The organism is Oceanobacter sp. 3_MG-2023 (assembly GCF_030688925.1).
In the GTDB taxonomy this organism is placed as follows: Bacteria; Pseudomonadota; Gammaproteobacteria; order Pseudomonadales; family Oceanobacteraceae; genus Oceanobacter.
On record NZ_JAUYVX010000008.1, the window covers coordinates 71,229 to 92,990 of the forward strand.

General features: G+C 54.4%; 14 protein-coding genes and 1 CRISPR repeat array. Of the genes, 11 read left to right on the top strand and 3 right to left on the bottom strand.

What is annotated here, in order from left to right; all coding sequences use genetic code 11:
• Positions 1-58 precede the first annotated feature (58 nt).
• A complete protein-coding gene (locus Q8W32_RS09015; protein ID WP_305414610.1) occupies positions 59-3,556 on the top strand; it encodes a PAS domain-containing hybrid sensor histidine kinase/response regulator in 3,498 nt (1,165 codons plus the stop codon).
• A gap of 58 nt (positions 3,557-3,614) precedes the next feature.
• Here the strand turns inward: Q8W32_RS09015 and Q8W32_RS09020 are convergent, their stop codons facing one another.
• The gene (locus Q8W32_RS09020) at positions 3,615-4,229 is read right to left on the bottom strand and encodes a response regulator transcription factor (protein ID WP_305414611.1); all 615 of its coding nucleotides are present in this window, start codon (positions 4,227-4,229) and stop codon (positions 3,615-3,617) included.
• A gap of 439 nt (positions 4,230-4,668) precedes the next feature.
• On the opposite strand from Q8W32_RS09020, the gene Q8W32_RS09025 reads away from it, so the two are divergent.
• The 9 genes from Q8W32_RS09025 to cas2e all read left to right on the top strand — a co-directional run bounded on the left by Q8W32_RS09025 (position 4,669) and on the right by cas2e (position 14,392).
• Entirely contained in the window at positions 4,669-5,763 is a 1,095-nt protein-coding gene (locus Q8W32_RS09025; protein ID WP_303434120.1) for a DcaP family trimeric outer membrane transporter, read from the top strand.
• 308 nt (positions 5,764-6,071) lie between these two features.
• Entirely contained in the window at positions 6,072-8,699 is a 2,628-nt protein-coding gene (gene cas3 / locus Q8W32_RS09030; RefSeq protein ID WP_305414612.1) for a CRISPR-associated helicase Cas3', read from the top strand.
• Between the two features lie 2 nt (positions 8,700-8,701).
• Complete coding sequence (gene casA / locus Q8W32_RS09035; RefSeq protein ID WP_305414614.1) at positions 8,702-10,225, top strand: type I-E CRISPR-associated protein Cse1/CasA; 1,524 nt, start codon at positions 8,702-8,704, stop codon at positions 10,223-10,225.
• Between the two features lie 13 nt (positions 10,226-10,238).
• Positions 10,239-10,796 (top strand): type I-E CRISPR-associated protein Cse2/CasB, encoded by a 558-nt coding sequence (casB, locus tag Q8W32_RS09040; RefSeq protein WP_305414615.1) that lies wholly within the window; start codon positions 10,239-10,241, stop codon positions 10,794-10,796.
• On the top strand, positions 10,789-11,436 hold the full coding sequence (gene cas6e, locus Q8W32_RS09045) for a type I-E CRISPR-associated protein Cas6/Cse3/CasE (protein WP_305414617.1): 648 nt from the start codon (positions 10,789-10,791) through the stop codon (positions 11,434-11,436). Before casB ends, cas6e begins: the two co-directional genes overlap by 8 nt.
• Before the next feature lie 21 nt (positions 11,437-11,457).
• Positions 11,458-12,492: a type I-E CRISPR-associated protein Cas7/Cse4/CasC gene (cas7e, locus tag Q8W32_RS09050; protein ID WP_305414618.1), complete on the top strand. Its 1,035-nt coding sequence runs from the start codon at positions 11,458-11,460 to the stop codon at positions 12,490-12,492.
• A gap of 12 nt (positions 12,493-12,504) precedes the next feature.
• On the top strand, positions 12,505-13,254 hold the full coding sequence (gene cas5e, locus Q8W32_RS09055; RefSeq protein ID WP_305414619.1) for a type I-E CRISPR-associated protein Cas5/CasD: 750 nt from the start codon (positions 12,505-12,507) through the stop codon (positions 13,252-13,254).
• Entirely contained in the window at positions 13,255-14,130 is an 876-nt protein-coding gene (gene cas1e / locus Q8W32_RS09060; protein ID WP_305414620.1) for a type I-E CRISPR-associated endonuclease Cas1e, read from the top strand.
• Positions 14,131-14,155: 25 nt separating this feature from the next.
• Entirely contained in the window at positions 14,156-14,392 is a 237-nt protein-coding gene (gene cas2e, locus Q8W32_RS09065) for a type I-E CRISPR-associated endoribonuclease Cas2e (protein ID WP_305414621.1), read from the top strand.
• Positions 14,393-14,450: 58 nt separating this feature from the next.
• Positions 14,451-17,649: direct repeats of the CRISPR family, unit length 28 nt; unit sequence GTCGTCCCCACGCCCGTGGGGGTGTTTC.
• A 110-nt stretch (positions 17,650-17,759) separates the two neighbouring features.
• On the opposite strand, the gene Q8W32_RS09070 is transcribed toward cas2e, so the two are convergent.
• Both Q8W32_RS09070 and Q8W32_RS09075 read right to left on the bottom strand, forming a co-directional pair.
• The gene (locus Q8W32_RS09070) at positions 17,760-19,205 is read right to left on the bottom strand and encodes a gamma-aminobutyraldehyde dehydrogenase (protein ID WP_305414623.1); all 1,446 of its coding nucleotides are present in this window, start codon (positions 19,203-19,205) and stop codon (positions 17,760-17,762) included.
• Between the two features lie 21 nt (positions 19,206-19,226).
• Positions 19,227-20,144 (bottom strand): LysR family transcriptional regulator, encoded by a 918-nt coding sequence (locus Q8W32_RS09075; RefSeq protein ID WP_303434122.1) that lies wholly within the window; start codon positions 20,142-20,144, stop codon positions 19,227-19,229.
• Positions 20,145-20,576: 432 nt separating this feature from the next.
• Here Q8W32_RS09075 and Q8W32_RS09080 point away from each other — a divergent pair, with 432 nt between their 5' ends.
• Positions 20,577-21,710 (top strand): ABC transporter substrate-binding protein, encoded by a 1,134-nt coding sequence (locus Q8W32_RS09080; RefSeq protein WP_303434123.1) that lies wholly within the window; start codon positions 20,577-20,579, stop codon positions 21,708-21,710.
• Positions 21,711-21,762 lie beyond the last annotated feature (52 nt).

Here is a 21,762-nt window from a genome sequence, read left to right on the forward strand (position 1 = left end):
TGCCTGTGCCTGTGCCTGTGCCTGTGCCTGTGCCTGTGTGTGAGCGTGAGCGTTCGTTATGGATAGCCTGATCCACCAGGTCTGGTTTGTGGGTGGGCTGTCGCTGATGTACGTCGGCTTTTTGTTTGTGATCGCGATATGGGGATCACACTGGATGCGGCCTTCCTGGCAGCCGTATGTCTACAGCCTGACGCTGGCGATTTTCTGCACCAGCTGGGCATTTTACGGCACCGTACAGCAAGCGCTGACCCATGGCTGGATTCTGGCTCCGACCTACACCGGCGCCATTATTCTGATTACCATCGGCTGGAAGGTCATGGACCGCATCATCCAGATTGCCCGCCAGGAAAACAGCACCACCATTTCGGATTTTATTTCCGCCCGCTTTGGCCACAGTCGCGGCGTTGGCATTCTGGTGGCCTTGTTATGTTTGCTTGGCGTAGTGCCCTATATCGCGCTGCAGCTCAAAGCGGTGTCGGCCAGCTTCCAGCTGGTTACCCTGACCAGCTCGGTGGAGCTGCGCTGGTTCAGCGACCCGACGCTGATTATTGCGGGGATCATGGCGGTTTTCAGTATCTTGTTTGGTACCCGAACGGTCGACTCCAGCGAAAGCCATCAGGGCATGATGCTGGCCATTGCCTTTGAATCCCTGGTCAAACTGGTGGCCTTGATGGCAGTGGGATTGTTTGCCGTCTATGGCCTGTACGACGGCTTTGCGGATCTGGTCAGTACTGCGATGGCTGACCCATTGATTGCGCAGACCCTGACCGATTATGCCGATCCCAGTGTTTATCTGACCCATGCCTTGCTGGGAGCCATTGCCATTATTGCCTTGCCACGTCATTTTCACGTGGCGGTTGTCGAGTACCGTTCACAGCGGGATATCCGGGCGGCACGCTGGATGTTTCCGCTGTATTTGCTGGCAATCAACCTGTTTTTGTTACCGCTGGGGCTGGCGGCAACGCTGAACCAGGACATGCTGGAATCCTTCACCTATATCACGCTGGAATTACCGCTGGCTTTTCAGCAGGAATGGCTGGCGCTGCTGGCTTACATTGGCGGTTTGTCCGCCGGTACCTCGATGGTGATTATTTCTTCCATCACGCTGGCGACCATGGTGTGTAATGAAATTGTCTTGCCGATTCTGATCCGGCTGGGCTGGCAGGGCAACGGGACAGGCATCAAATCCCGGGTGTTGCTGATTCGTCGGGTGGCGATTGTGGGCGTGCTGGCGCTGGCGTTTGTGTATTACCGGCTGTTGTCGCAATTTCATAATCTGTCGGAAATCGGCTTGCTGGCGTTTGTGGCCATCGCCCAGTTTGCCCCCGCCATCCTGATCGGCATGATCTGGCACGGAGCCAACCGGATGGGAGCCTACTGGGGTATTGGTACCGGTTTTGCCGTCTGGTCGTACACCCTGTTTCTGCCGGTTGCATCGAGTATGGGCTGGGGCGATCCGTCCCTGCTGGATGGCCCGTGGGGGCTGGCATTTTTACAACCCCATGGCCTGTTGGGGCTGGGGGAATTAAACCCGATTGTGCATGGCACCTTCTGGAGCCTGATGCTGAATACCCTGATGCTGGTGATTGCCTCGCTCTATCACAAGCCCAGCTTTGCCGATACCGAACAGGCTCAGCGCTTTGTCTACAGTACCGCCTCGTCCGCACCGATCAATACCCGGCGTTATGCCATTCATGCCCAGGATTTGCGCGCCTTGTTGCAGCGTTTTATTAACCCGGCCAAGGTCAGTGCGTTTTTTGAAGATTTCAGCAATCCGCTGACAGGACGGATTCTGCACCGCGGCGAAGTGGATGAAGCCATGCTCAAAGAAGCCGACCGCTTGCTCAGTTCGGTGGTTGGACGCAAAGGCTCGGCGCTGCTGCTACGTAATCTGGTCGAAGATGGCACCGGCCAGTACACCACATTGAACAACCTGGTTGAGGAAGTTTCCGAGGTGGTGCTGTTTAACCGGGATCTGCTCAACTCCATTCTGCACAGCCTCAATCAGGGCATCACCGTGGTCGACGAGCATTTAACGCTGGTGGCCTGGAACCAGAGTTTTGCCAGCCTGTACGGTTTCCCTCAAGGGCACTTGTACGTTGGCCAGTCGGCGGAGGCACTGCTGGGGCATATTGCCCGTTCCGGCGGCTATGGCGACCAGGACGTTGATGCCATCGTCGCGCAACGCTTCAAGGAATTACGCCAGCGCGAGAAACTGCACTATGTACGCAAAACCCGGGACGGCCGTTCGATTGAACTGAGTGGCACCCCGATTGGCGACAGCCTCTACATCACGGTGTACAGCGACATCACCGAGTATCGTCATATTGAAGAGCAGCTGCGCAGCGCCAACGAAGTACTGGAACAACGGGTCGATGAGCGCACCCACAAGCTCACCGAGCTGAACCACGACCTGCAAAAAGCCAGCCGCAACAAAACCCGCTTTCTGGCGGCAGCCGGGCATGATCTGGTGCAACCGCTCAACTCCGCATCGCTGTTTTCAGCATCGATCCTGAACAAACTGGAACGCCGGCAACTGAGCAGCCCGGGGCTGGTGGAAGAAATCATGCCGGTGGCGCAGCATCTCGACCAGTCGCTGCATTCGGCCGAATCGCTGCTGAATGAATTATTGGAAATTTCCAAGCTCGATGCCGATATCGTCCGCCCGCGCCGTCAGGAGTTTGAACTGGATCAGATGCTGGACTCACTGGTGGAAGAATTTCGCCCGCTGGCAGCCCAGAAAGGCATTGAACTGCACTATGTTCGCAGCCGCATCGGCGTGGACTCAGACCCGGTGTTACTGCGTCGCATCATCCAGAACCTGCTGAGTAACGCCCTGCGGTATACGCGGACAGGCCGGATTCTGGTTGGCAGTCGTCGCCAGCAACAGCAGGTATTAATACAGGTGTTAGATACCGGCATTGGTATCCCGGCCCATGAACTGGATATGATTTTTGAGGAATTTCACCGGTTGGCAGCCGAACGCACAGGTGCAGACACCGACATACACACCCCCGCCAACACCAAAGGGCTAGGGCTGGGACTATCGATTGTACGGCGTTTGTGTTTACTGCTGGATCATCCGATACAGGTTATCTCAGAACCGCGCCGAGGCAGCTGTTTCAGCGTATCCATTCCGACAACCATCGCCCCATTGGCATCCATCACACCAGAAGAAAACACCCAGAATACCCGTGGCTCCGGATTGATACTGTGTGTCGATAACGAGCAGCAAATCATCGACGGCATGGCAATGCTACTGGGAGACTGGGGCTATCAGGTGGTTACAGCCAGTAGCTTTAACAGAGCACGCAAAGCGTTAGCCGGGGAAATCCCGGATCTGGTGATTATCGATTACCACCTGGACCAGGGAGTGACCGGGCTGGACGTGATGGCCGGTTTCAGCCAGGTATGGCAGCAACCAGTACCCTGTCTGGTTATTACTGCCGACTATACCGATGAAGTAAAACAGGGCATTGAGGAACTGGGCTTTATGCTATTGAGAAAACCGGTAAAACCAATGACATTACGGGCCTTGTTACATAAAATGTTGTAGCAGACTGTGGCTTTATGGTTATGGCTTATTGCCAGAACCCGTTTGCTGTCGATCTCGATCAGTCTGGTATTTCCAGCTGCTGTACAATAAGTGCTGCCTGGGTGCGATTATTGATATTAAGCTTTCGAAATATATCGCTGATATGGGATTTTACGGTTGTTTCCTTGATATTAAGAGTGTAACCAATTTGTTTGTTTAATGCCCCCTCAGCAATCAGTTGTAATACGCGCAGCTGCTGTGGTGTCATTTGGCTCAGGCGGGCCGTTGTATCATCTTGCGGTTGACCGGTAAATTCCGGAAAACTCAGTTTACCTTCCATAACCTGTGCCAGCGCCTGGCTGATACCGGCGATGGTTGACGACTTCTGGATATAACCCAGTGCCCCCAGCTGGCGTACCTGCTCGATCACCATCCGGTCCTCGCTGGCACTGACAATCACAATCGCCAGTTGTGGAAACTCCGCCCGCAGCCGCATCAAGCCCATCAGACCGGTATTTCCCGGCATTCGCAGATCCAGCAACAGAAGATCAATGGCTTGCTGCCCTGCGGTCTGCAGCACCTGGTAAAAGTCCTCGCATTCACTGCTGCTACAGGCAATGCCGGTTTCATCCAGAGCATCGCTCAGCGCTCGACGGAAGAGCGGGTGATCATCGGCAATCAGAACCTGATACATGGGTTTATCCCTGTTTTTATCGTTATGCGCTCGAATCTACTCCCGGCTTTCCAGATCAAGCAAGTGTTTACCGCCTCAAAGTGCCCCTTCACCTACTAAAGTAGGGCGACTATAGCAGGACGACCATTGCAGGATAAACTCAGAAACTATTCATATTAACAAATCAACCACCGGGCTATTAATAAACAAAACCAAACAATATACCAGCAATCAGTACTTTGGCAGGGGATTTGATTATCCAGCAACTGCCATCGCAGCCACTATCGCAGCCACCAATACAAACAGATCATATTCCTGGTTTTATTCCTACTATTTTACGGGATACCCATTGCAAGCCCTTGGATATAGTTTTTTAACCCTTGTAGCGCTGGCATGGCCAGAACGACCAATATCTGCAACGGCAATAAAAAATATAAAATAACCAACAGCAGGACATATCATGCACAAACACAACAAGAGTGGATGGCTCCCGGTAACCGTCTTGGCCACAGCCGCCATGGCAGTATCACCCCTGACTCAGGCTGATATCGACAGTAGCAACAGTTTCAGCGGCTATGTCAAAACCGATATTTTGTTTGATGCAGAAAACGATGCGTCTGCCAGCCACACCCGTAACCAATCACTGATTACCCTGAACGAAAACGAGGCAGAAAACGAAGAAGGCGACCTGAATATGTCATCGCTGGAATCCCGCCTCAAATTTGCCCACACCAGCACAGGTACACCCGTTGGGAATCTTAAAGCCGTCATCGAGGGCGATTTTTTCTCTGGGTCCTCCAGTGTTTTTAACCTGCGCCACGCTTATCTGCAGCAGGATAATCTGACCATTGGCCGCACCTGGAGCACCTTTATGGATCTTGGTGCCCTGGCCGAAACCGCCGACTTTGGTGGCCCGGCCGCACGGATCTTCTCGCGTAAATCACTGGTTCGATACGCCATCCCCATGGGCAACAACACGCTGGAACTGGCCGCTGAACAGCCAATAAACTCCGAAGACCCGGATGTTCCGGACCTGGTCGCAAAATACACCACCAAAACCGGGTTTGGGCACCTGAGTGCTGGCGTTCTGATGCAGAAAATCAATGTTGGTGACGAAGTCAAGGACGACAGCGCCATGGCATTTGCTGGCCGATTCTCTGGCCGCATCAATATCGCCGACGATAACCTCAAGTTTTCCCTGATTTCAGGTAGCGGCCTTGGTGGCTATATGAACTTTGGCGACGTGGCCGCCTACGATTTCAGTGGCGACAGCCTGGAGTTATCCAAACAGACCGGCGTCAAACTGGCCTATCAGCATGTATTCTCTCCTTCTCTGCGCTCAACACTGCGGCTAGCCAAAACCACAGCAAGCCTCGATGGCAACGACATGGGCGACTTCTCATCCATGCACCTGAATCTGGTTTACAACGCCTACCAGCCGCTGAAGTACGGTGTTGAACTCATCAAGGCGACCAAGAAACAGGCAGAAGGGAATACCTTTACTGAAGACCTGAAACTGAATCGCTTGCATATGTTTGCCAAACTGGCGTTCTGAAGCCTGCCGGAAATAACCGCGATATAGCCCCCACGCCCGTGGGGGTGTTACTTTTTTCTCTTATGCCCCAAAAATTGGCTGGTCTACGATGTCATCCACACCAGTCCGATACCATCGACCTGAACAAGATCGTCTCCAGCCACCAGCAAATTACACCAGCGGCCTGCTATTACCGGACCTGCTGCGACAAAAACCCGCCTGAGCCGGACTGATGTAGGGGAAGAAGCAAGCCAAAAGCAGGATGCTGTGTTGGCAACCACCCCAAAAACACTCACACTGCGAGCAGTGGTAATCAAGGACGAAACACAATGCGCCTCAGAAAACCGGCAAGCCATTCCGCGAATATTGCAGCTATTCCATTTCAGCAATGCCCCGCAAAAACCTGGACTCGCCCAGACGGCGCCGTTGTTAAAGGCCGCAGTGTTCTGAATCACTGCCAGATTGTTGGAGAAACAGCCCGCTGCCTGATTGAACGTTTCCCGGAACCCATGCGTTCACACTTGTTTCCCGCTGACAGTGAAATGGCAGCCGCTAGCCATGACATTGGTAAAGTAAGCCCATCGTTTGTCGCAAAGATTCTGCGAGCTTGCGATATTGATTTCAAAAACCTGCCTGAACTGGCGCAAGCAAAGCCAGACATTGAATCCCAATGGGGCGGACATGCTGGTGTCAGCCAAGCAACAGCTAATGCCCTGGGCACACCGAAATACGTAGCTGAAATTCTCGGGCAGCACCATGGTTTTAATCCGAACGTTGATGACAAACGCGGCAATGCCGAAGTCTTTGGTGGTGATGTCTGGCTTGATGAGCGCAAGAAGCTGGTCGCTGCGCTAAAAGACAGTCTGAACTCAGATTGGCCAGTATTCGAGCAAGCATCACAAGCTCGTATTGTCGCAGGATTAACCTCAGTTGCCGATTGGATAGGCTCAGGCAAATTCTTTGAAGACCCCACACAAGACTGGCAGCCAAATATCAGCGCCGCTCTTAATGACGCTGGGTTTATTAAACCCACGATCAGACCGGGACTGTCATTTACCAATGTATTTGATCCGATCCAACAGCAGATGCAACCACGCAAAGCCCAATCGCTATTCCTTGAACAAATAACCGGCCCAGGCATTTATATCCTCGAGGCCCAGATGGGTATAGGTAAAACCGAAGCAGCTTTATACGCCGCTTACCGTCTGCTGGCAGAAGAAAAAGCAACCGGCATTTATTTTGCCCTGCCCACTCAGCTGACCTCCAACAAAATATACGATCGGTTTAATGCGTTTCTGGAACAGATTCTTGGCCCTGACACACCCAATAGGGCCTTGTTGCTGCATTCTGGCGCCTGGTTATTAGAGCAATCCGACATGGGGGAAGATGGCGCACCGGGTGGTGCCTGGTTTAATCATAACAAACGTGGATTATTGGCTCCCTTTGCAGTTGGCACCATTGACCAGGCGTTGATGGCAGTGATGAACGTCAAACACGGTTTTGTCAGAGCATTCGGCCTTGCAGGCAAGGTAGTCATCCTAGATGAAGTCCATAGTTACGATCTTTACACCGGAACAATTCTAAATGAACTGGTGGCTTTTCTGCGCCAGATTGAATGTACTGTAATTATTCTCAGCGCCACATTGAATCAATCCCGTCGCGCGGCCCTGTTACAGCACACAACGACCAGTTCAGCCTATCCACTGATCACTGCCGCAAACACCATTGGTAACATTAACAACTACACCGCAACTGACATCACTGAAGTAACCGTTCCAACAGAAGATAACCAGCCCATTACCCTGACCCTTTGTGAAGATGATCACAGGGCAGTGGAAGAAGCACTGCTCAGAGCCGATCAAGGGCAACAGGTGTTATGGATCGAAAATACCGTCGCAGAGGCACAACAACGCTATCTCGACCTTGCCAGTCGTGCCATTCAATCAGGTTGTGAGATTGGTTTATTGCACTCCCGTTTCACGCCACAAGACCGACAAGCCAACGAATCCCGCTGGGTAAACCTGTTTGGACATACTGGCTGGCCACAACGTTCGAGCTGTGGGCGGATTCTGGTCGGCACCCAGGTGCTGGAGCAGTCGCTCGATATTGATGCAGATTTTCTGGTTAGCCGGTTTGCCCCTACCGACATGTTACTGCAAAGAATTGGCCGGTTGTGGCGCCATTCAGACACCCCGCGTCATGCTTCGGCCTTGCCTGAGTGTTGGCTGCTAACACCGACAATGGAGCAAGCATTAACCAATCCGCGCTCAGCATTTGGACTAAGCGCAATGGTGTATGCCCCCTATGTACTGTGTCGCAGTCTGGAAGTCTGGCAGCAACAACAGCAACTGCGTTTACCTTCCGGTATTCGCCCCCTAATTGACCAAACCTATACCGAACGCTCTGAAACCGCACCGTGGGCCACTCTGCTACATGAACTAAAGCAAGGCTCTCGTTTCCGTACCGGAGAAGAAGCACAACAAGCACTGGCAAAACTCACACTATCCAAAGGTGGCAAAACCTTGCCAGAACACAAGGCAGAAACACGTTACAGCGATCAGGATAATCACGATGTTTTACTGCTGCGCAGTGTGCGTATCGGCTCTGGTGAAACCCGTATGCGCCTGCTGGATGGACGCGAATTGAGTATTCCTCATGGTCGTCGGCAACTAAACAACGCGGGCTGGCGCACTCTCGCAGTTGCATTGCACCAGCAACTGGTCAGAGTCAGTCCGGCGAATTGCCCAGACAGTATTGCCAAACGCACGCTGGAGAAACTGCACTTCCACAAAGTTTTCTATCTTGGCAATCAGGAAAATGAAGAAGCGTTGCTGCGGGTTGCGCTGGTCAGCCCAAGTGGCGAACTGCAAACACTGGATAGCCGCCCAGCAGGGGAAAAATATACGCTGGAATACCGTAATGACCTGGGTTACCGGGCGCTTACCAACAAGGAATAACGATGGAAAACCGTTTTAACCTGATAGATGAACCCTGGATTCCAGTTGCCGACGTTGGCCGGGTCAGTCTGAAAGACATTTTCAAACGTCCGGATTTACGGGCACTGGGTGGCAACCCGGTACAAAAAATCGCACTCACCAAACTGTTACTGGCAATCGTCCAGGCTGCTGCAACACCCGAAGACGATGACGAATGGAAGCAAATGGGGTGGCAAGGCATGGCGGACAAATGCCTAGCGTACCTGCAACAGTGGCACGACCGGTTTTATTTGTATGGCGACAAACCGTTTTTACAGATGCCGATGATTCAGTCAGCCGCCATTAAATCACTAGGAGTCTTGTCTCCCGAGGTGAGTACAGGCAATACCACCGTATTAACCGAATCCCAGCAAGAGCAGCCTGTCAGCCATGCCGACCAGGCAATTACCATTGTTGTGCAAATGGGGTTTGGCCTCAGTGGTAAAAAGACTGACAACTCAGTCGTTTTATCCAATGGCTACAAAGGTAAACAAAACGACAAAGGGAAACCGGCCAGCGGCAAGTCTGGTATTGCCGTCGGACACATGGGACTTCTTCACTCATATTGGCTGGGTCAATCAATACTTCATTCCCTATGGTTCAACCTCTTTACCCAAGAAGACATTACCGATATGGCCATGTATCCAGCATTAGGTACCGCCCCTTGGGAACAGATGCCTACCGGTGAAGATGATGATATTGCCCGATCATTAAAATCATCCCTGATCGGGCGACTGGTACCCGTTGGGAAGTTTTGTTTACTGGCCGAAACCGGAATTCATTATACCGATGGCATTGCACATGCGGGTTATCTGGAAGGCAAAGCAGACCCAACCGCCTCCATCGACTTCGCCCAGAAAAAGCCAAAAGCTTTATGGGTCAACCCAGACAAACGCCCTTGGCGTGAACTGACATCACTACTGCAATTTATAGAACAAGGCAAAACCAGTGGCTTCGACACACCACAGCTCAAACTCACACTAAAACGAGTCTCCCGCTCTGCTCAGCACTTTGCACTTTGGTCTGGTGGATTACGCGTCAGTAGCAATGCAGGTGAACAGTATGCATCAGGTACAGATGATTATGTTCAATCCGAAATATGGTTATCCTCTGAGTTACTGGGAAGCATCTTCCTTGAGCAACTCAAGCACGAAATGGCACAACTGGAATCAGCTCAAAAGCTGTTATGGGGAGCGGTAGTTCGTTATTTCCGTCAGCTATCTGATATCGACAAATCCGGTTCCGGCAAAGCACAGCCATTTGTTACCAATTTGGCAGCCAAAGCGACTGGCATCTTCTGGCAGCTATGTGAACGACAAGCCCAAGCGCTTATCGATGTATGCGATACCTCGGAGGACGCTACGCAGCAACGCCTGCAACTGCGTCAGACCTTCGCCAATTACGCGCTACAAACCTTTGACCAGCTGTGTCCCAACGACAGTGCTCGCCAAATGGACGCCTGGGCCCAATCCCGTCCGAATTTTTCCAAATACTTAAAAGCCGAATAAGGAGCATATCCGTATGGATCAGAATCCGGTAGAAGCCAGAACTGGCAAGGTTTCAAAAGCGGAACGGTTTATCGCCTACCTCATCGACCGCATTAATAAAGACAACGGCTTTGCTGCGCGTTTAAAACGTGCTGATAACCCAGCCACTGAGTATCAAAGCTGGGAGTTATTGGCAGAATTCGGTGTTGATCTTGAAAAAGACCAGGAGCGTTTGCCCTACTGTACAGTTGCTGCCGCACTGGCTCGCGCCAAACCTGGTGCCGATGGCAAGCTGACACTGGGAGCGGCCATTGCCGCCTGTTATACAGATAACAACCAGTCAGACCAGGCCAAAGCCCGTTTACGCCGCCTACTGGCTTGCACCAGCACAGCCGAAGCCTGCCGCATCCTGAGACCACTGCTGACGTTAATGGCCAGTCGTGGAGTAACACCAGATTTCAGCCAACTACTGAAACAACTCTTGTGGTTTGCCGGCCAAGGACAGGAACGTGTCCGAATTCGCTGGGCACAGGACTTTTACCACAAGGTTGTGGAGACCGACGCAGCCACGGTGGAGGCTCCCCATGACTGAGCTATACGCCAGCGCCCTGCATCTCGACCGCAAAGCAGTAAAAGCCTTGAAAATAACCGATCCGTACTCCCTGCATCGCGTGGTTTACAGCCTGTTTCCCGACATACGTACCGAAGCCGAAAAGCACAGTCACATTCAAAGTGGCATTGTATATGCTGACCAGGGTGGTGATTTCCACGGCCGCAAAGTATTAATGGTATCGGATCGCCCCCCCATGGAACGAGTTGACGGGCAGTATGGTGACGTCATCAGCAAACCCATTGCTGCTTCCTTTCTGGACTATCCACGCTACCGATTCAAAGTACAAGTCAATCCCGTGCGCAAAGACAAACAGACAGGTAAACGCGTTGCCATTAAGGGACGCGCCGATACTGCCGACTGGTTTATACAGCGCGCACTGAACAGCTGGGGCTTTGAAGTAGACCCACTGCATTTGCAAATTGATGCCATCGAGGTACAGCAGTTCAACGGCCAAAACAATCGTCGAATCACCTTGGGGAAAGCGCATATTCAAGGCCAACTCACGGTCACCGACCCACAGCAGTTTCAGAACAGCTTCAAGAACGGCATCGGCAAAGGGCGAGCGTTTGGCTGTGGCTTACTGCAAATCGTACCAATCATCGACAACCCATTTGTTTAACTCTCTTTCAGGGACAAGAAAATGACCAACGCTTTCAAAAATACCCGTATTGAATTCCATATCCTGCAATCTTTCCCTGTCACCTGCTTGAATCGTGATGACGTTGGCGCTCCGAAATCCGCCATCATTGGCGGTGTGCCACGAGCGCGAGTGTCCTCGCAATGCTGGAAACGTCAAGTGCGCCTGGCAATGCCGGATTTCGGTATTCGCCTGGGTGTACGCAGCAAGAAAATAGCCACCCTCCTGGCTACAGAATGTCTGGCACTGGGGGCCAGCGAGGAGCAAGCCAACGACTGTGGCGAAGCCATGGCAGGCTTTTTTGCCGACGATACCTTGCTGTTTTTAAGTGAAACTGAAGCCAAAGCCTTTGCTGCCTACGCCCAGGAAAAAAACTTCGACGCCAAAGCCCTGAAAGACAAGGAACTGGTGAAAGTATCCAAAAAAGTCGTGAACACAAATCTGGATGCGCTGGATATCGCACTGTTCGGACGAATGGTGGCCAAGGCACCTGATATGAATGTCGAGGCGGCAGCCGCTTTTGCCCACGCCATCTCCACCCATAAAGTCAGCAATGAAGTAGAGTTTTTCACTGCTGTTGATGATTGCAAGGCTGAAGATGAAAGTGGTTCCGCCCATATGGGCAGCCTCGAATACAACTCGGCCACTTATTACCGTTACGTCAGCCTTGACCTGGGGCAGCTTGAACACACTCTGGGAGAAGGAGCAGACCTGAAAACGGCCATTGAAGCCTTCGTAAAAGCCTTATATGTAGCAGTACCGGACGCCCGTCAGACGACTCAGTCTGGAGCCTGCCCATGGGATTATGCTCGTGTTCTGGTGCGTAAAGGACAACGCCTGCAAGCTTCGTTTGAACAACCAGTAAAAGCCAAAGGCGATGGTTTCCTTAGTCCCAGCAAAGAGGAACTGAAAACCTGGTTGGATAAAAAAGAGAAAATCTCCGGCTCTTTGTTTGGCAAACAAGGAGCCTACGAGTGGGGCGACAACCTTGAATACAGCATTGACCACCTGATTACCGATCTGCAATCTCACCTGTAACGGAGATACGCAATGAGCGAACAGACACATTATTTGCTGCTATGGCTGGAAGGCCCATTACAAGCTTGGGGACACGACTCCAAGTTTGGCGTGCGCGACACCCTGAACTTTCCGACCCGTTCCGGTGTGCTTGGCTTACTGTGCTGCGCCCGTGGTGCCGGAGGGCCTGAAGTGGAATGGCTACAACAGATGAGCACCATGGCGATGGAGGTTCGGGCCTATGCCCGCACCGACCGCAATGGTAGCCCTGTTATGCAAGAACTACCATTGCGAGACTTCCAAATGGTAGGCAGTGGCTACGACAACAGCGACCCTTGGCAAAGCCTGCTGATCCCTAAAACAGCTGAAGGAAAAAAAGCAGTTGGAGGTGGCACCAAAATGACCTATCGCTACTACCTCCAAGACTCGGCATTTGCCGTGGTATTAGAAGTGCCTGAAAAGCAGGCACAAGCACTGGCCGAAGCACTACAAAACCCAGTATGGGACTTGTATCTAGGACGCAAGACTTGTGCTCCAACAGAACTGATCTATCAAGGACTGTATGAAAATACAGCAGCAGCCTGGCAACAGGCAGATACCATAGCCGAGAGTAAACAACGCCAGGCCAGTTATGCAGTGATGGACGCTGGAGCTGATAGCAAAAGTGACAAAGAGAGCGAAGCAAATGGCGGCGAGATCCTCACTCTTAACGATGTTCCTATACAGTTCGGAACCAACAAACGTTATCGAGACCGCCAAGTTACCTTGCTGGAGTTAACCTGAATGGCTAAAGGCGAGCGTCTGTTTGTCAAAGTGACCCGCGAGTCCCTCCCCAGAGTCAAAGACAAATATCCATTTTTGTACCTGGAGCGGGGGCGACTCGAGATCGATGACAGTAGCGTCAAATGGATTGATGCCGACGCCAATGTAGTGCCCATACCAGTAGCAACCATTAATTGCCTGTTACTAGGGCCGGGTACCTCCGTAACCCACGAAGCCATCAAGGTCGCCACCGCTGCAAACTGCTCGGTAAGCTGGGTAGGAGAAGACAGCCTATTGTTTTATGCGGCAGGTTTCTTGCCAACGTCTGATACCCGTAACCTGAAACGACAAATGGCGTTAGCCTCTGATGAAGAAAAAGCACTGGACGTTGCTCGGGCCATGTATACCCAACGCTTCCCAGATGCCGATTTAACTGGCATGACCATGCCCGCCATGATGGGCATGGAAGGCAACCGGGTCAGAGCACTTTACCAACAAAAAGCCGAACAATATGGAGTGGGCTGGAAAGGCCGACAATTCACACCCGGAAAATTTGAATTAAGCGACCTCACCAACCAGATACTCACAGCCACCAATGCGGCCTTGTACGGCATTCTGTCTTCTGTGGTGCATGCCATGGGCTACTCACCTCATATCGGCTTTATACACTCGGGCAGCCCTCTACCTTTTGTGTACGACCTGGCCGACCTATACAAAGAACCACTTTGTATAGACTTGGCGTTCTTTCTAAGCCGCGAAATGGCCGGACGGTATGACAAACACAAAGTATCGGACGAATTTCGAAAGCGTGTTATCAAAATGAAACTATTGGATCAAGCCAGCAATGACATTAACGAATTAATGGGGGTCAGCCGTGCTCGTCGTGCTCGCCAATGACCTACCACCCGCCGTACGTGGGCGAATGAAACTCTGGTTTGTAGAGCCTCGTCCCAACGTATTTGTATCTGGTGTGAAGGATTCGGTAGCGCAAACCGTCATCGATTACCTGATGCAACACTGCCCGATAGAATCGGGTTTGATGTTGTTTCGCAGTATTCCTGCACCTCCAGGCTACGAAATTCGCTACAAAGGCAAGCCTCGAAAACCCGTGGTCGACATATCGGGATTACAGCTGATTATTGAAAGCTTGAATTCGTAACACCACGCTCTTTAATAAACAGGTGAAAATCAAATAAAACACTGTTTAAATGTTCAGGGTCGTCCCCACGCCCGTGGGGGTGTTTCCGTCTGCAGGTGCTGTGTGCGACTCAGGGACGGGTCGTCCCCACGCCCGTGGGGGTGTTTCTTTGTATACACCGACGCCTGATGAGAACGGATTGTCGTCCCCACGCCCGTGGGGGTGTTTCCCCAGCCGCTGCACATCGACGAAACCGATATGGGTCGTCCCCACGCCCGTGGGGGTGTTTCTGAGGATGTGTTTCTCGAGGCCATTGGATTGGCGTCGTCCCCACGCCCGTGGGGGTGTTTCTATATCTGTTGAGGATGTGGGACTGTTTGTTAAGTCGTCCCCACGCCCGTGGGGGTGTTTCTCATTTTTAACCGCCTTTTTCTTGCCTGGCTTTGTCGTCCCCACGCCCGTGGGGGTGTTTCCCGGTTCGGTGTTCGATTGGGATCATCTGCAACGTCGTCCCCACGCCCGTGGGGGTGTTTCTTGGCTAAATCAACTTTTTTCGCCAAGGCTTTTGTCGTCCCCACGCCCGTGGGGGTGTTTCTACGCATGGAACTGGCACAGAAAAGATCCAGAGGTCGTCCCCACGCCCGTGGGGGTGTTTCCGTGGCGGAAATTGCCGGCACTGTCGAAGCAGCGTCGTCCCCACGCCCGTGGGGGTGTTTCTGGCATTGCTGTTGGCGGTACCGGCGGCTCATTGTCGTCCCCACGCCCGTGGGGGTGTTTCTATTGAAGCGGTGAACCATTTCACCGGTGAAAAGTCGTCCCCACGCCCGTGGGGGTGTTTCTGAACGCCATTTTATCATCTCAGGGGTACGACCGTCGTCCCCACGCCCGTGGGGGTGTTTCTTGTCCCGGTATTCATAGCCCAGACAGAACCCAGTCGTCCCCACGCCCGTGGGGGTGTTTCTGACAGCGAGCCGGACGACACTACCGACAGCGAGTCGTCCCCACGCCCGTGGGGGTGTTTCTCAGTTGGGTTTGAAGGCCTTGAGGCGTTCACAGTCGTCCCCACGCCCGTGGGGGTGTTTCTTCTGTTTTTTTAGCACCATATTCAAGTGCGTTGTCGTCCCCACGCCCGTGGGGGTGTTTCTATCGCCGGTTTCTGGGTCTTCCGCCAGCTCTGGTCGTCCCCACGCCCGTGGGGGTGTTTCTATTCACGCCCGCTGGCAGAGGCGTATTGCGTTGTCGTCCCCACGCCCGTGGGGGTGTTTCTAGACGTCGTCCCGGTAGGAGGAACCGCGCCCGGTCGTCCCCACGCCCGTGGGGGTGTTTCTATTGGACTCATCAAATCGCGCCAGCTCATCAAGTCGTCCCCACGCCCGTGGGGGTGTTTCTTTCAGTCGGGTGCTGATTGTCTGGGCAATCTCGTCGTCCCCACGCCCGTGGGGGTGTTTCCCTGACCCATCACACCGCGTGGGGACGGATTGCGTCGTCCCCACGCCCGTGGGGGTGTTTCCCCACTACGAGCAGCCATGGGCGTTGTTCTGATGTCGTCCCCACGCCCGTGGGGGTGTTTCCAAATACCAGCCTGCTGAACCTTAAAATTGATAGTCGTCCCCACGCCCGTGGGGGTGTTTCCTCAGGTGTTGGCCATGGGTGGCAGTCAGTCGGGTCGTCCCCACGCCCGTGGGGGTGTTTCTGCAGAGCGCGAACGCATTGCAGCAGAAGAGTCGTCGTCCCCACGCCCGTGGGGGTGTTTCTTCTGAACCCCTCCCGGTTGGTTGACCACAAATGTCGTCCCCACGCCCGTGGGGGTGTTTCTCATGCCTTGCCAGTACGGCGTCATATTAACCCGTCGTCCCCACGCCCGTGGGGGTGTTTCCCACACTGTGGCCATGGATATAGCCTGTGAGCTGTCGTCCCCACGCCCGTGGGGGTGTTTCTCCAGAGACCAACGACAACGCCCCACTCTGCCTGTCGTCCCCACGCCCGTGGGGGTGTTTCTAACTCGACATCCGTCGAGTGTAGTGTTTCCGTGTCGTCCCCACGCCCGTGGGGGTGTTTCCAAACCGGTACCCGGCGCCGTGGCCTGCTGCTTGTCGTCCCCACGCCCGTGGGGGTGTTTCCGAGGTGCCGCAGTGAGCGATGACATTGTAGCCGTCGTCCCCACGCCCGTGGGGGTGTTTCTTTTGCACGCCCGCTTGTTGGTATTGCTGTTGGGTCGTCCCCACGCCCGTGGGGGTGTTTCTCCAGGCGGCAGAAGATGCGCGACTGCGGGAGAGTCGTCCCCACGCCCGTGGGGGTGTTTCGGAGAGATCGGCGGCGTCCAATAATCCGCCTCAGTCGTCCCCACGCCCGTGGGGGTGTTTCCAGAACTAATGCCGTCCGTGCTGGCTTTGACCGGTCGTCCCCACGCCCGTGGGGGTGTTTCCAAAATCATTACCCGCGAAGTAATCCGGTATGCGTCGTCCCCACGCCCGTGGGGGTGTTGGTTACCCGATTCGTTGTCATTTCGTACTGCGCGCGTCGTCCCCACGCCCGTGGGGGTGTTTCTAAAAAGCATCTCCATCAGATCCAGATGTTGTAGTCGTCCCCACGCCCGTGGGGGTGTTTCTTGACGGCGGTGGACTGGACGACCTTCTTGGCCGTCGTCCCCACGCCCGTGGGGGTGTTTCTATACATTGAATTACCAGCCGCATCACCAGATAGTCGTCCCCACGCCCGTGGGGGTGTTTCCAAGGGGAAAAATAATGACAGCAGTAAAGCGCAGTCGTCCCCACGCCCGTGGGGGTGTTTCTGGCGTAGCTATGCACAGGGTTGTGATATGTATGTCGTCCCCACGCCCGTGGGGGTGTTTCCAATTATCCAAAAACCCAACCCCGTTGATGAATGTCGTCCCCACGCCCGTGGGGGTGTTTCCGACAACGGCATAACATAACGGCGTGGTTGAAGTCGTCCCCACGCCCGTGGGGGTGTTTCCAGCCTACTAGATAGTATAAGTCCCCATTGTCCGTCGTCCCCACGCCCGTGGGGGTGTTTCTCAGCTTTGGGAGTTCGACAGTACGCCTGCCGAGTCGTCCCCACGCCCGTGGGGGTGTTTCTAAGGGGATATTGCTGTGAGTGATGATTTTGGAGTCGTCCCCACGCCCGTGGGGGTGTTTCTGTATTCATCATTTTTCCCCTTGATGTTTTAGAGTCGTCCCCACGCCCGTGGGGGTGTTTCGGAAATTGGCCGAGTGTTTGAAATCAACGGCTCGTCGTCCCCACGCCCGTGGGGGTGTTTCTAGCTATGCACGCTGGCATCAGGCACGGTTTGTGTCGTCCCGGGTGCTGCCAATATACCAACCCTTTTGCCGTCACCACACGGCTTGTCGCAGAGTAGCCAACCCATCCATCACGACCGATGACTCAGCATGATATGGCGGGCCACGGAAAACTCTTCCAGTGCGCTGGCGGAGAGGTCTTTGCCATAACCGGAGCTTTTCAGGCCGCCGTGGGGCATTTCGCTGGGGAGTATAAAGTGGTTATTGATCCAGGTGGTGCCGTATTCGAGCTGACTGGCGGTGGCCATGGCGCGGCCGATATGCCCGGACCAGACCGATGAGGCCAGGGCGTATTCGGAATCGTTGGCCCAGTCGATGGCTTGTTGTGTGGTTGGGCAAGAGGTGACGGAGACCACTGGGCCGAAGACTTCCCGGCGGACTATTTCATCGTCGTGGCGAGCACCGGCCAGCAAGGTCGGCTGGTAATAAAAGCCGGGGCCTTCGGGTATCTGCCCACCTGCCAGCAGCTGGATATGGGGTTGTTCGAGCGCCCGTTCGACAAAACTGGCGACGCTGTTGCGCTGGCGCTGGCTGATCAGCGGGCCAAGATCATTGCAACGGTCGTCGGCCTGGTTAAAGGTCAGCGAGGCGACTTTCTCTGCCAGTGCTTCAATCAGCGGCTGATAAATACGGGCGTCAGCGTAAATATGGCAAGCGGCGGTGCAGTCTTGCCCGGCGTTGTAGTAGCCATAGCGCCCCACCCCTTCAACCACCGCATCGAGGTTGGCGTCTGCCAGCACAATCACCGGGGCTTTGCCGCCCAGTTCCAGATGCGTACGTTTGATTGAGCGCCGCGCCGCCTGCAAGACTTTTTGTCCGGTAGAGATATCACCGGTCAGAGATACCATGCGGACATGTCGGTGGTTGATCAGCTGGCTGCCGACGCTGTCGCCGCGCCCCAACACTATATTGACGACACCGGGCGGCAGTACCGCATCCAGAATATCGGCCAGGACCAGCGCCGTCAGTGGCGTTTGTTCCGACGGTTTGAATACCATGGTGTTGCCTGCGGCGATCACCGGGGCAATTTTCCAGGCGGCCATCATCAGCGGGTAGTTCCAGGGGGCGATGGCCGCCACCACACCAATCGGGTCGCGGCGAATCATGCTGGTGTGGCCGGGCAGGTATTCACCGGCAGCCGGGGCGGACTGGCAACGTACTGCCGCGGCAAAAAAGCGGAACACATCGGCAGTGGCCAGTACGTCGTCTTCGGCCACCTGATGCAAGGGTTTGCCACAATTCAGCGCTTCCAGTTGCACCAGTTCCGTGGCGCGGGCATCGATACCGGCGGCGATGGCCAGCAACATGGCCGCCCGTTCGCCGGGGCTGGTCTGGCGCCATATCCTGGCAGCCTGACGGGCAGCGGCTACAGCAGCATCAACCTGCTCGGCAGATGCCTGTGGCAAGTTGATCAATAACTCACCGCTACGCGGGTTGATGACGGCTTCAGCCTCTCCATCTCCGGCCATACGCTGGCCCTGTATCAGGATATTGGTCGGCAGCTTGTTGGCATTCATGGCTTCTCTCCCGGCTGGTCGTCAGCTGTTGGCGTGGTTATGGCGTACCGGCAGGGATTCCCGGGCCACTGGCAGGAACAGGTCAATCAGTGGATTACGGGCACCTCCGCGCCGCCAGGCCAGTCCGATATCGAGGGTTTCTGATACTTCGGTGATACGACGGGCCTCGACGGTATCACCTTCGACTGACCACGGCCGGTAGGTCATATCAGGCATCAGCGCCACTCCCATACCCGCAGATACCAGACTGCGCACCGCTTCTACCGAGGCGCTGCGCAGGCTGACGGTGGGCTTGCTGTCGGCCTGCGCCCAGAGGTTACGAATACGTTGTTCCATCTCATCGACGTTAAGCAGAATCAGCGGCTCATGCAGTAAATCCTTGAAGCCAATGCTGTCGAGCTGCAGCAGTTCGTGATCGGGCGGTAACCAGAGACGGTAATGGGAAAAGGTCAGTACTTCGGTATTCAGGGCGCTGAGGTATTTGAGATTCGACAGGATCAACACCCCGACATCGATCTCACCACTGACTAACAGATGCTCGATATAGTCCCGGTCATCTTCAACCACCCGTAATTTGACGCGGTGATAAATGCGCTGGAAACGCGCCAGCAGATCAGCCAGATAATATCCGGCGACCAGACTGGTCACGCCGATGGTCAATTCACCGGTTACGGTTTCGGTACTTTGTTGCAGGCTGCGCCGGGCGTTGTCTACCGATGCCAGCACCAGATGTGCCTGACGCAAAAACTGGTGCCCCTGGTGCGTCAGCTCCATGCCCTTGGCGTGCCGACTGAACAGGGTGACGCCGAGGTCATCTTCCAGCTGTTTGATGGCGGTGGTGAGGGTCGACTGGGAAATCGGCACCGCCTGGGCCGCCGCCGATACCGACCCGGTTTCGGCAATGGCTATAAAGTATCGGATCTGGCGCAGGCTCATCATGGTAAAACAGGTGCTCCGCGAGGTGTTGTCCAAGGGCGGTCATGGTTGCGTTGGGCATATTTTCTGTACATGTCTTCCGGGCATATATTCATTGTTAGCAATGTCACTCACACCCGCGGTAGCTGCCGGGTCCTGATGGCGGTGACTAACGTCCGTCCGTCATCTGCGCCAGACAAGGGTTTTCCTGTAAATACCGGGGCTTACGCCAGTATTAACAATCTGTTTTGGATATACCACTGCTAAGTTTTTCGTAGCTATCGTTTTTTCAGAAGGCTTCTTTCTTAATTAACAATTGGAGCCAGATAAACCCCTCGCTTTAGCCTGAGGCTCTCGTTGCATCCCGTTCCACAGCTTCCGCCATCCGTAGCGGCGCTCGGGACACGACGCTAAACCGGCGCAAGCCTTCCATACGTTCAGGCAGAGGAAAACCCCATGGCAACACGTCATCTGATACTCAGCACCTTGTTGGCTGGCAGCGCACTGACTGCGCTGGCTGGCTCCCAGGGAGAAGGCCGCGTCGATATTATCGCCTGGCCCGGCTACATTGAACGCGGCGATACCGACCCCGCCTATGACTGGGTCAGCGGCTTTGAGCAGTCCACCGGTTGTTCCGTCAATGTCAAAACCGCAGCGACCTCGGACGAAATGGTCAGCCTGATGGCCAAGGGCGGTTACGATCTGGTAACGGCATCCGGTGATGCTTCGTTACGACTGATTTACGGCAAGCGGGTACAACCAATCGATACCAGCAAGATCAAGGCCTGGAGCAGTATCGACCCACGGCTGCAAAACGCGCCCTGGTTTACCCTTGATGGCAAACACTACGGCGTGCCCTTCCAGTGGGGTCCCAACCTGATGATGTACAACACCGATGTATTCAAACAGGCACCGGACAGCTGGAGTGTGGTGTTTGAAGCCACAACCCTGCCCGATGGCCAGTCCAACAAGGGGCGGGTGCAGGCCTATGACGGTGCCATCTATCTGGCCGATGCCGCGCTGTACCTGAAGTCTGCCCGCCCGGAACTGGGTATCAAGGACCCGTACGAACTGAACGAAACCCAGTACAGCGCGGTACTGGCGCTATTACGCACGCAACACAGCCTGATCCATCGTTACTGGCACGACTACAACGTGCAGATGAGCGATTTCAAGAACGAAGGCGTTGTGGCCTCCAGCAGCTGGCCTTTTATGGCCAATATCCTGATCGCAGAAGGTGCCCCGGTAGCCACGGCGTTTCCGCAGGAAGGGGTAACTGGCTGGGCTGACACCACCATGTTGGCTACGGATGCGGCCCATCCGAACTGTGCTTACGAGTGGCTCAACTGGTCGATCACCCCCAAGTTGCAAGGTGACCTGGCGTCCTGGTTTGGTTCCGTTCCGGCGGTGCCCGCCGCCTGTGATAACAATGCACTGCTGGGTGCCGAAGGTTGCACAACCAATGGGATGGATAACTTCGACCAGGTGTTTTTCTGGAAAACGCCAACCTCTAACTGCAGCAGTCAGGGCAGCTGTGTTTCCTACAGCCGCTGGACCCGGGATTACATCGCCATTATGGGCGGCCGCTGAGCCTGCGCAGTACAAGCGCTGTATGAATACAGGTTGACTGCCGGGCCTGCTG

Excerpts from the sequence above, each read along its gene's own strand:
- Q8W32_RS09070 (WP_305414623.1), bottom strand. The coding sequence starts at position 19,205 with ATGAATGCCAACAAGCTGCCGACCAATATCCTGATACAGGGCCAGCGT.
- Q8W32_RS09075 (WP_303434122.1), bottom strand. The coding sequence starts at position 20,144 with ATGATGAGCCTGCGCCAGATCCGATACTTTATAGCCATTGCCGAAACC.
- cas2e (WP_305414621.1), top strand. The coding sequence starts at position 14,156 with ATGAAACTCTGGTTTGTAGAGCCTCGTCCCAACGTATTTGTATCTGGT.
- Q8W32_RS09080 (WP_303434123.1), top strand. The coding sequence starts at position 20,577 with ATGGCAACACGTCATCTGATACTCAGCACCTTGTTGGCTGGCAGCGCA.
- cas7e (WP_305414618.1), top strand. The coding sequence starts at position 11,458 with ATGACCAACGCTTTCAAAAATACCCGTATTGAATTCCATATCCTGCAA.
- casA (WP_305414614.1), top strand. The coding sequence starts at position 8,702 with ATGGAAAACCGTTTTAACCTGATAGATGAACCCTGGATTCCAGTTGCC.
- cas3 (WP_305414612.1), top strand. The coding sequence starts at position 6,072 with ATGCGCCTCAGAAAACCGGCAAGCCATTCCGCGAATATTGCAGCTATT.
- casB (WP_305414615.1), top strand. The coding sequence starts at position 10,239 with ATGGATCAGAATCCGGTAGAAGCCAGAACTGGCAAGGTTTCAAAAGCG.
- Q8W32_RS09025 (WP_303434120.1), top strand. The coding sequence starts at position 4,669 with ATGCACAAACACAACAAGAGTGGATGGCTCCCGGTAACCGTCTTGGCC.
- cas1e (WP_305414620.1), top strand. The coding sequence starts at position 13,255 with ATGGCTAAAGGCGAGCGTCTGTTTGTCAAAGTGACCCGCGAGTCCCTC.
- cas6e (WP_305414617.1), top strand. The coding sequence starts at position 10,789 with ATGACTGAGCTATACGCCAGCGCCCTGCATCTCGACCGCAAAGCAGTA.
- cas5e (WP_305414619.1), top strand. The coding sequence starts at position 12,505 with ATGAGCGAACAGACACATTATTTGCTGCTATGGCTGGAAGGCCCATTA.
- Q8W32_RS09015 (WP_305414610.1), top strand. The coding sequence starts at position 59 with ATGGATAGCCTGATCCACCAGGTCTGGTTTGTGGGTGGGCTGTCGCTG.
- Q8W32_RS09020 (WP_305414611.1), bottom strand. The coding sequence starts at position 4,229 with ATGTATCAGGTTCTGATTGCCGATGATCACCCGCTCTTCCGTCGAGCG.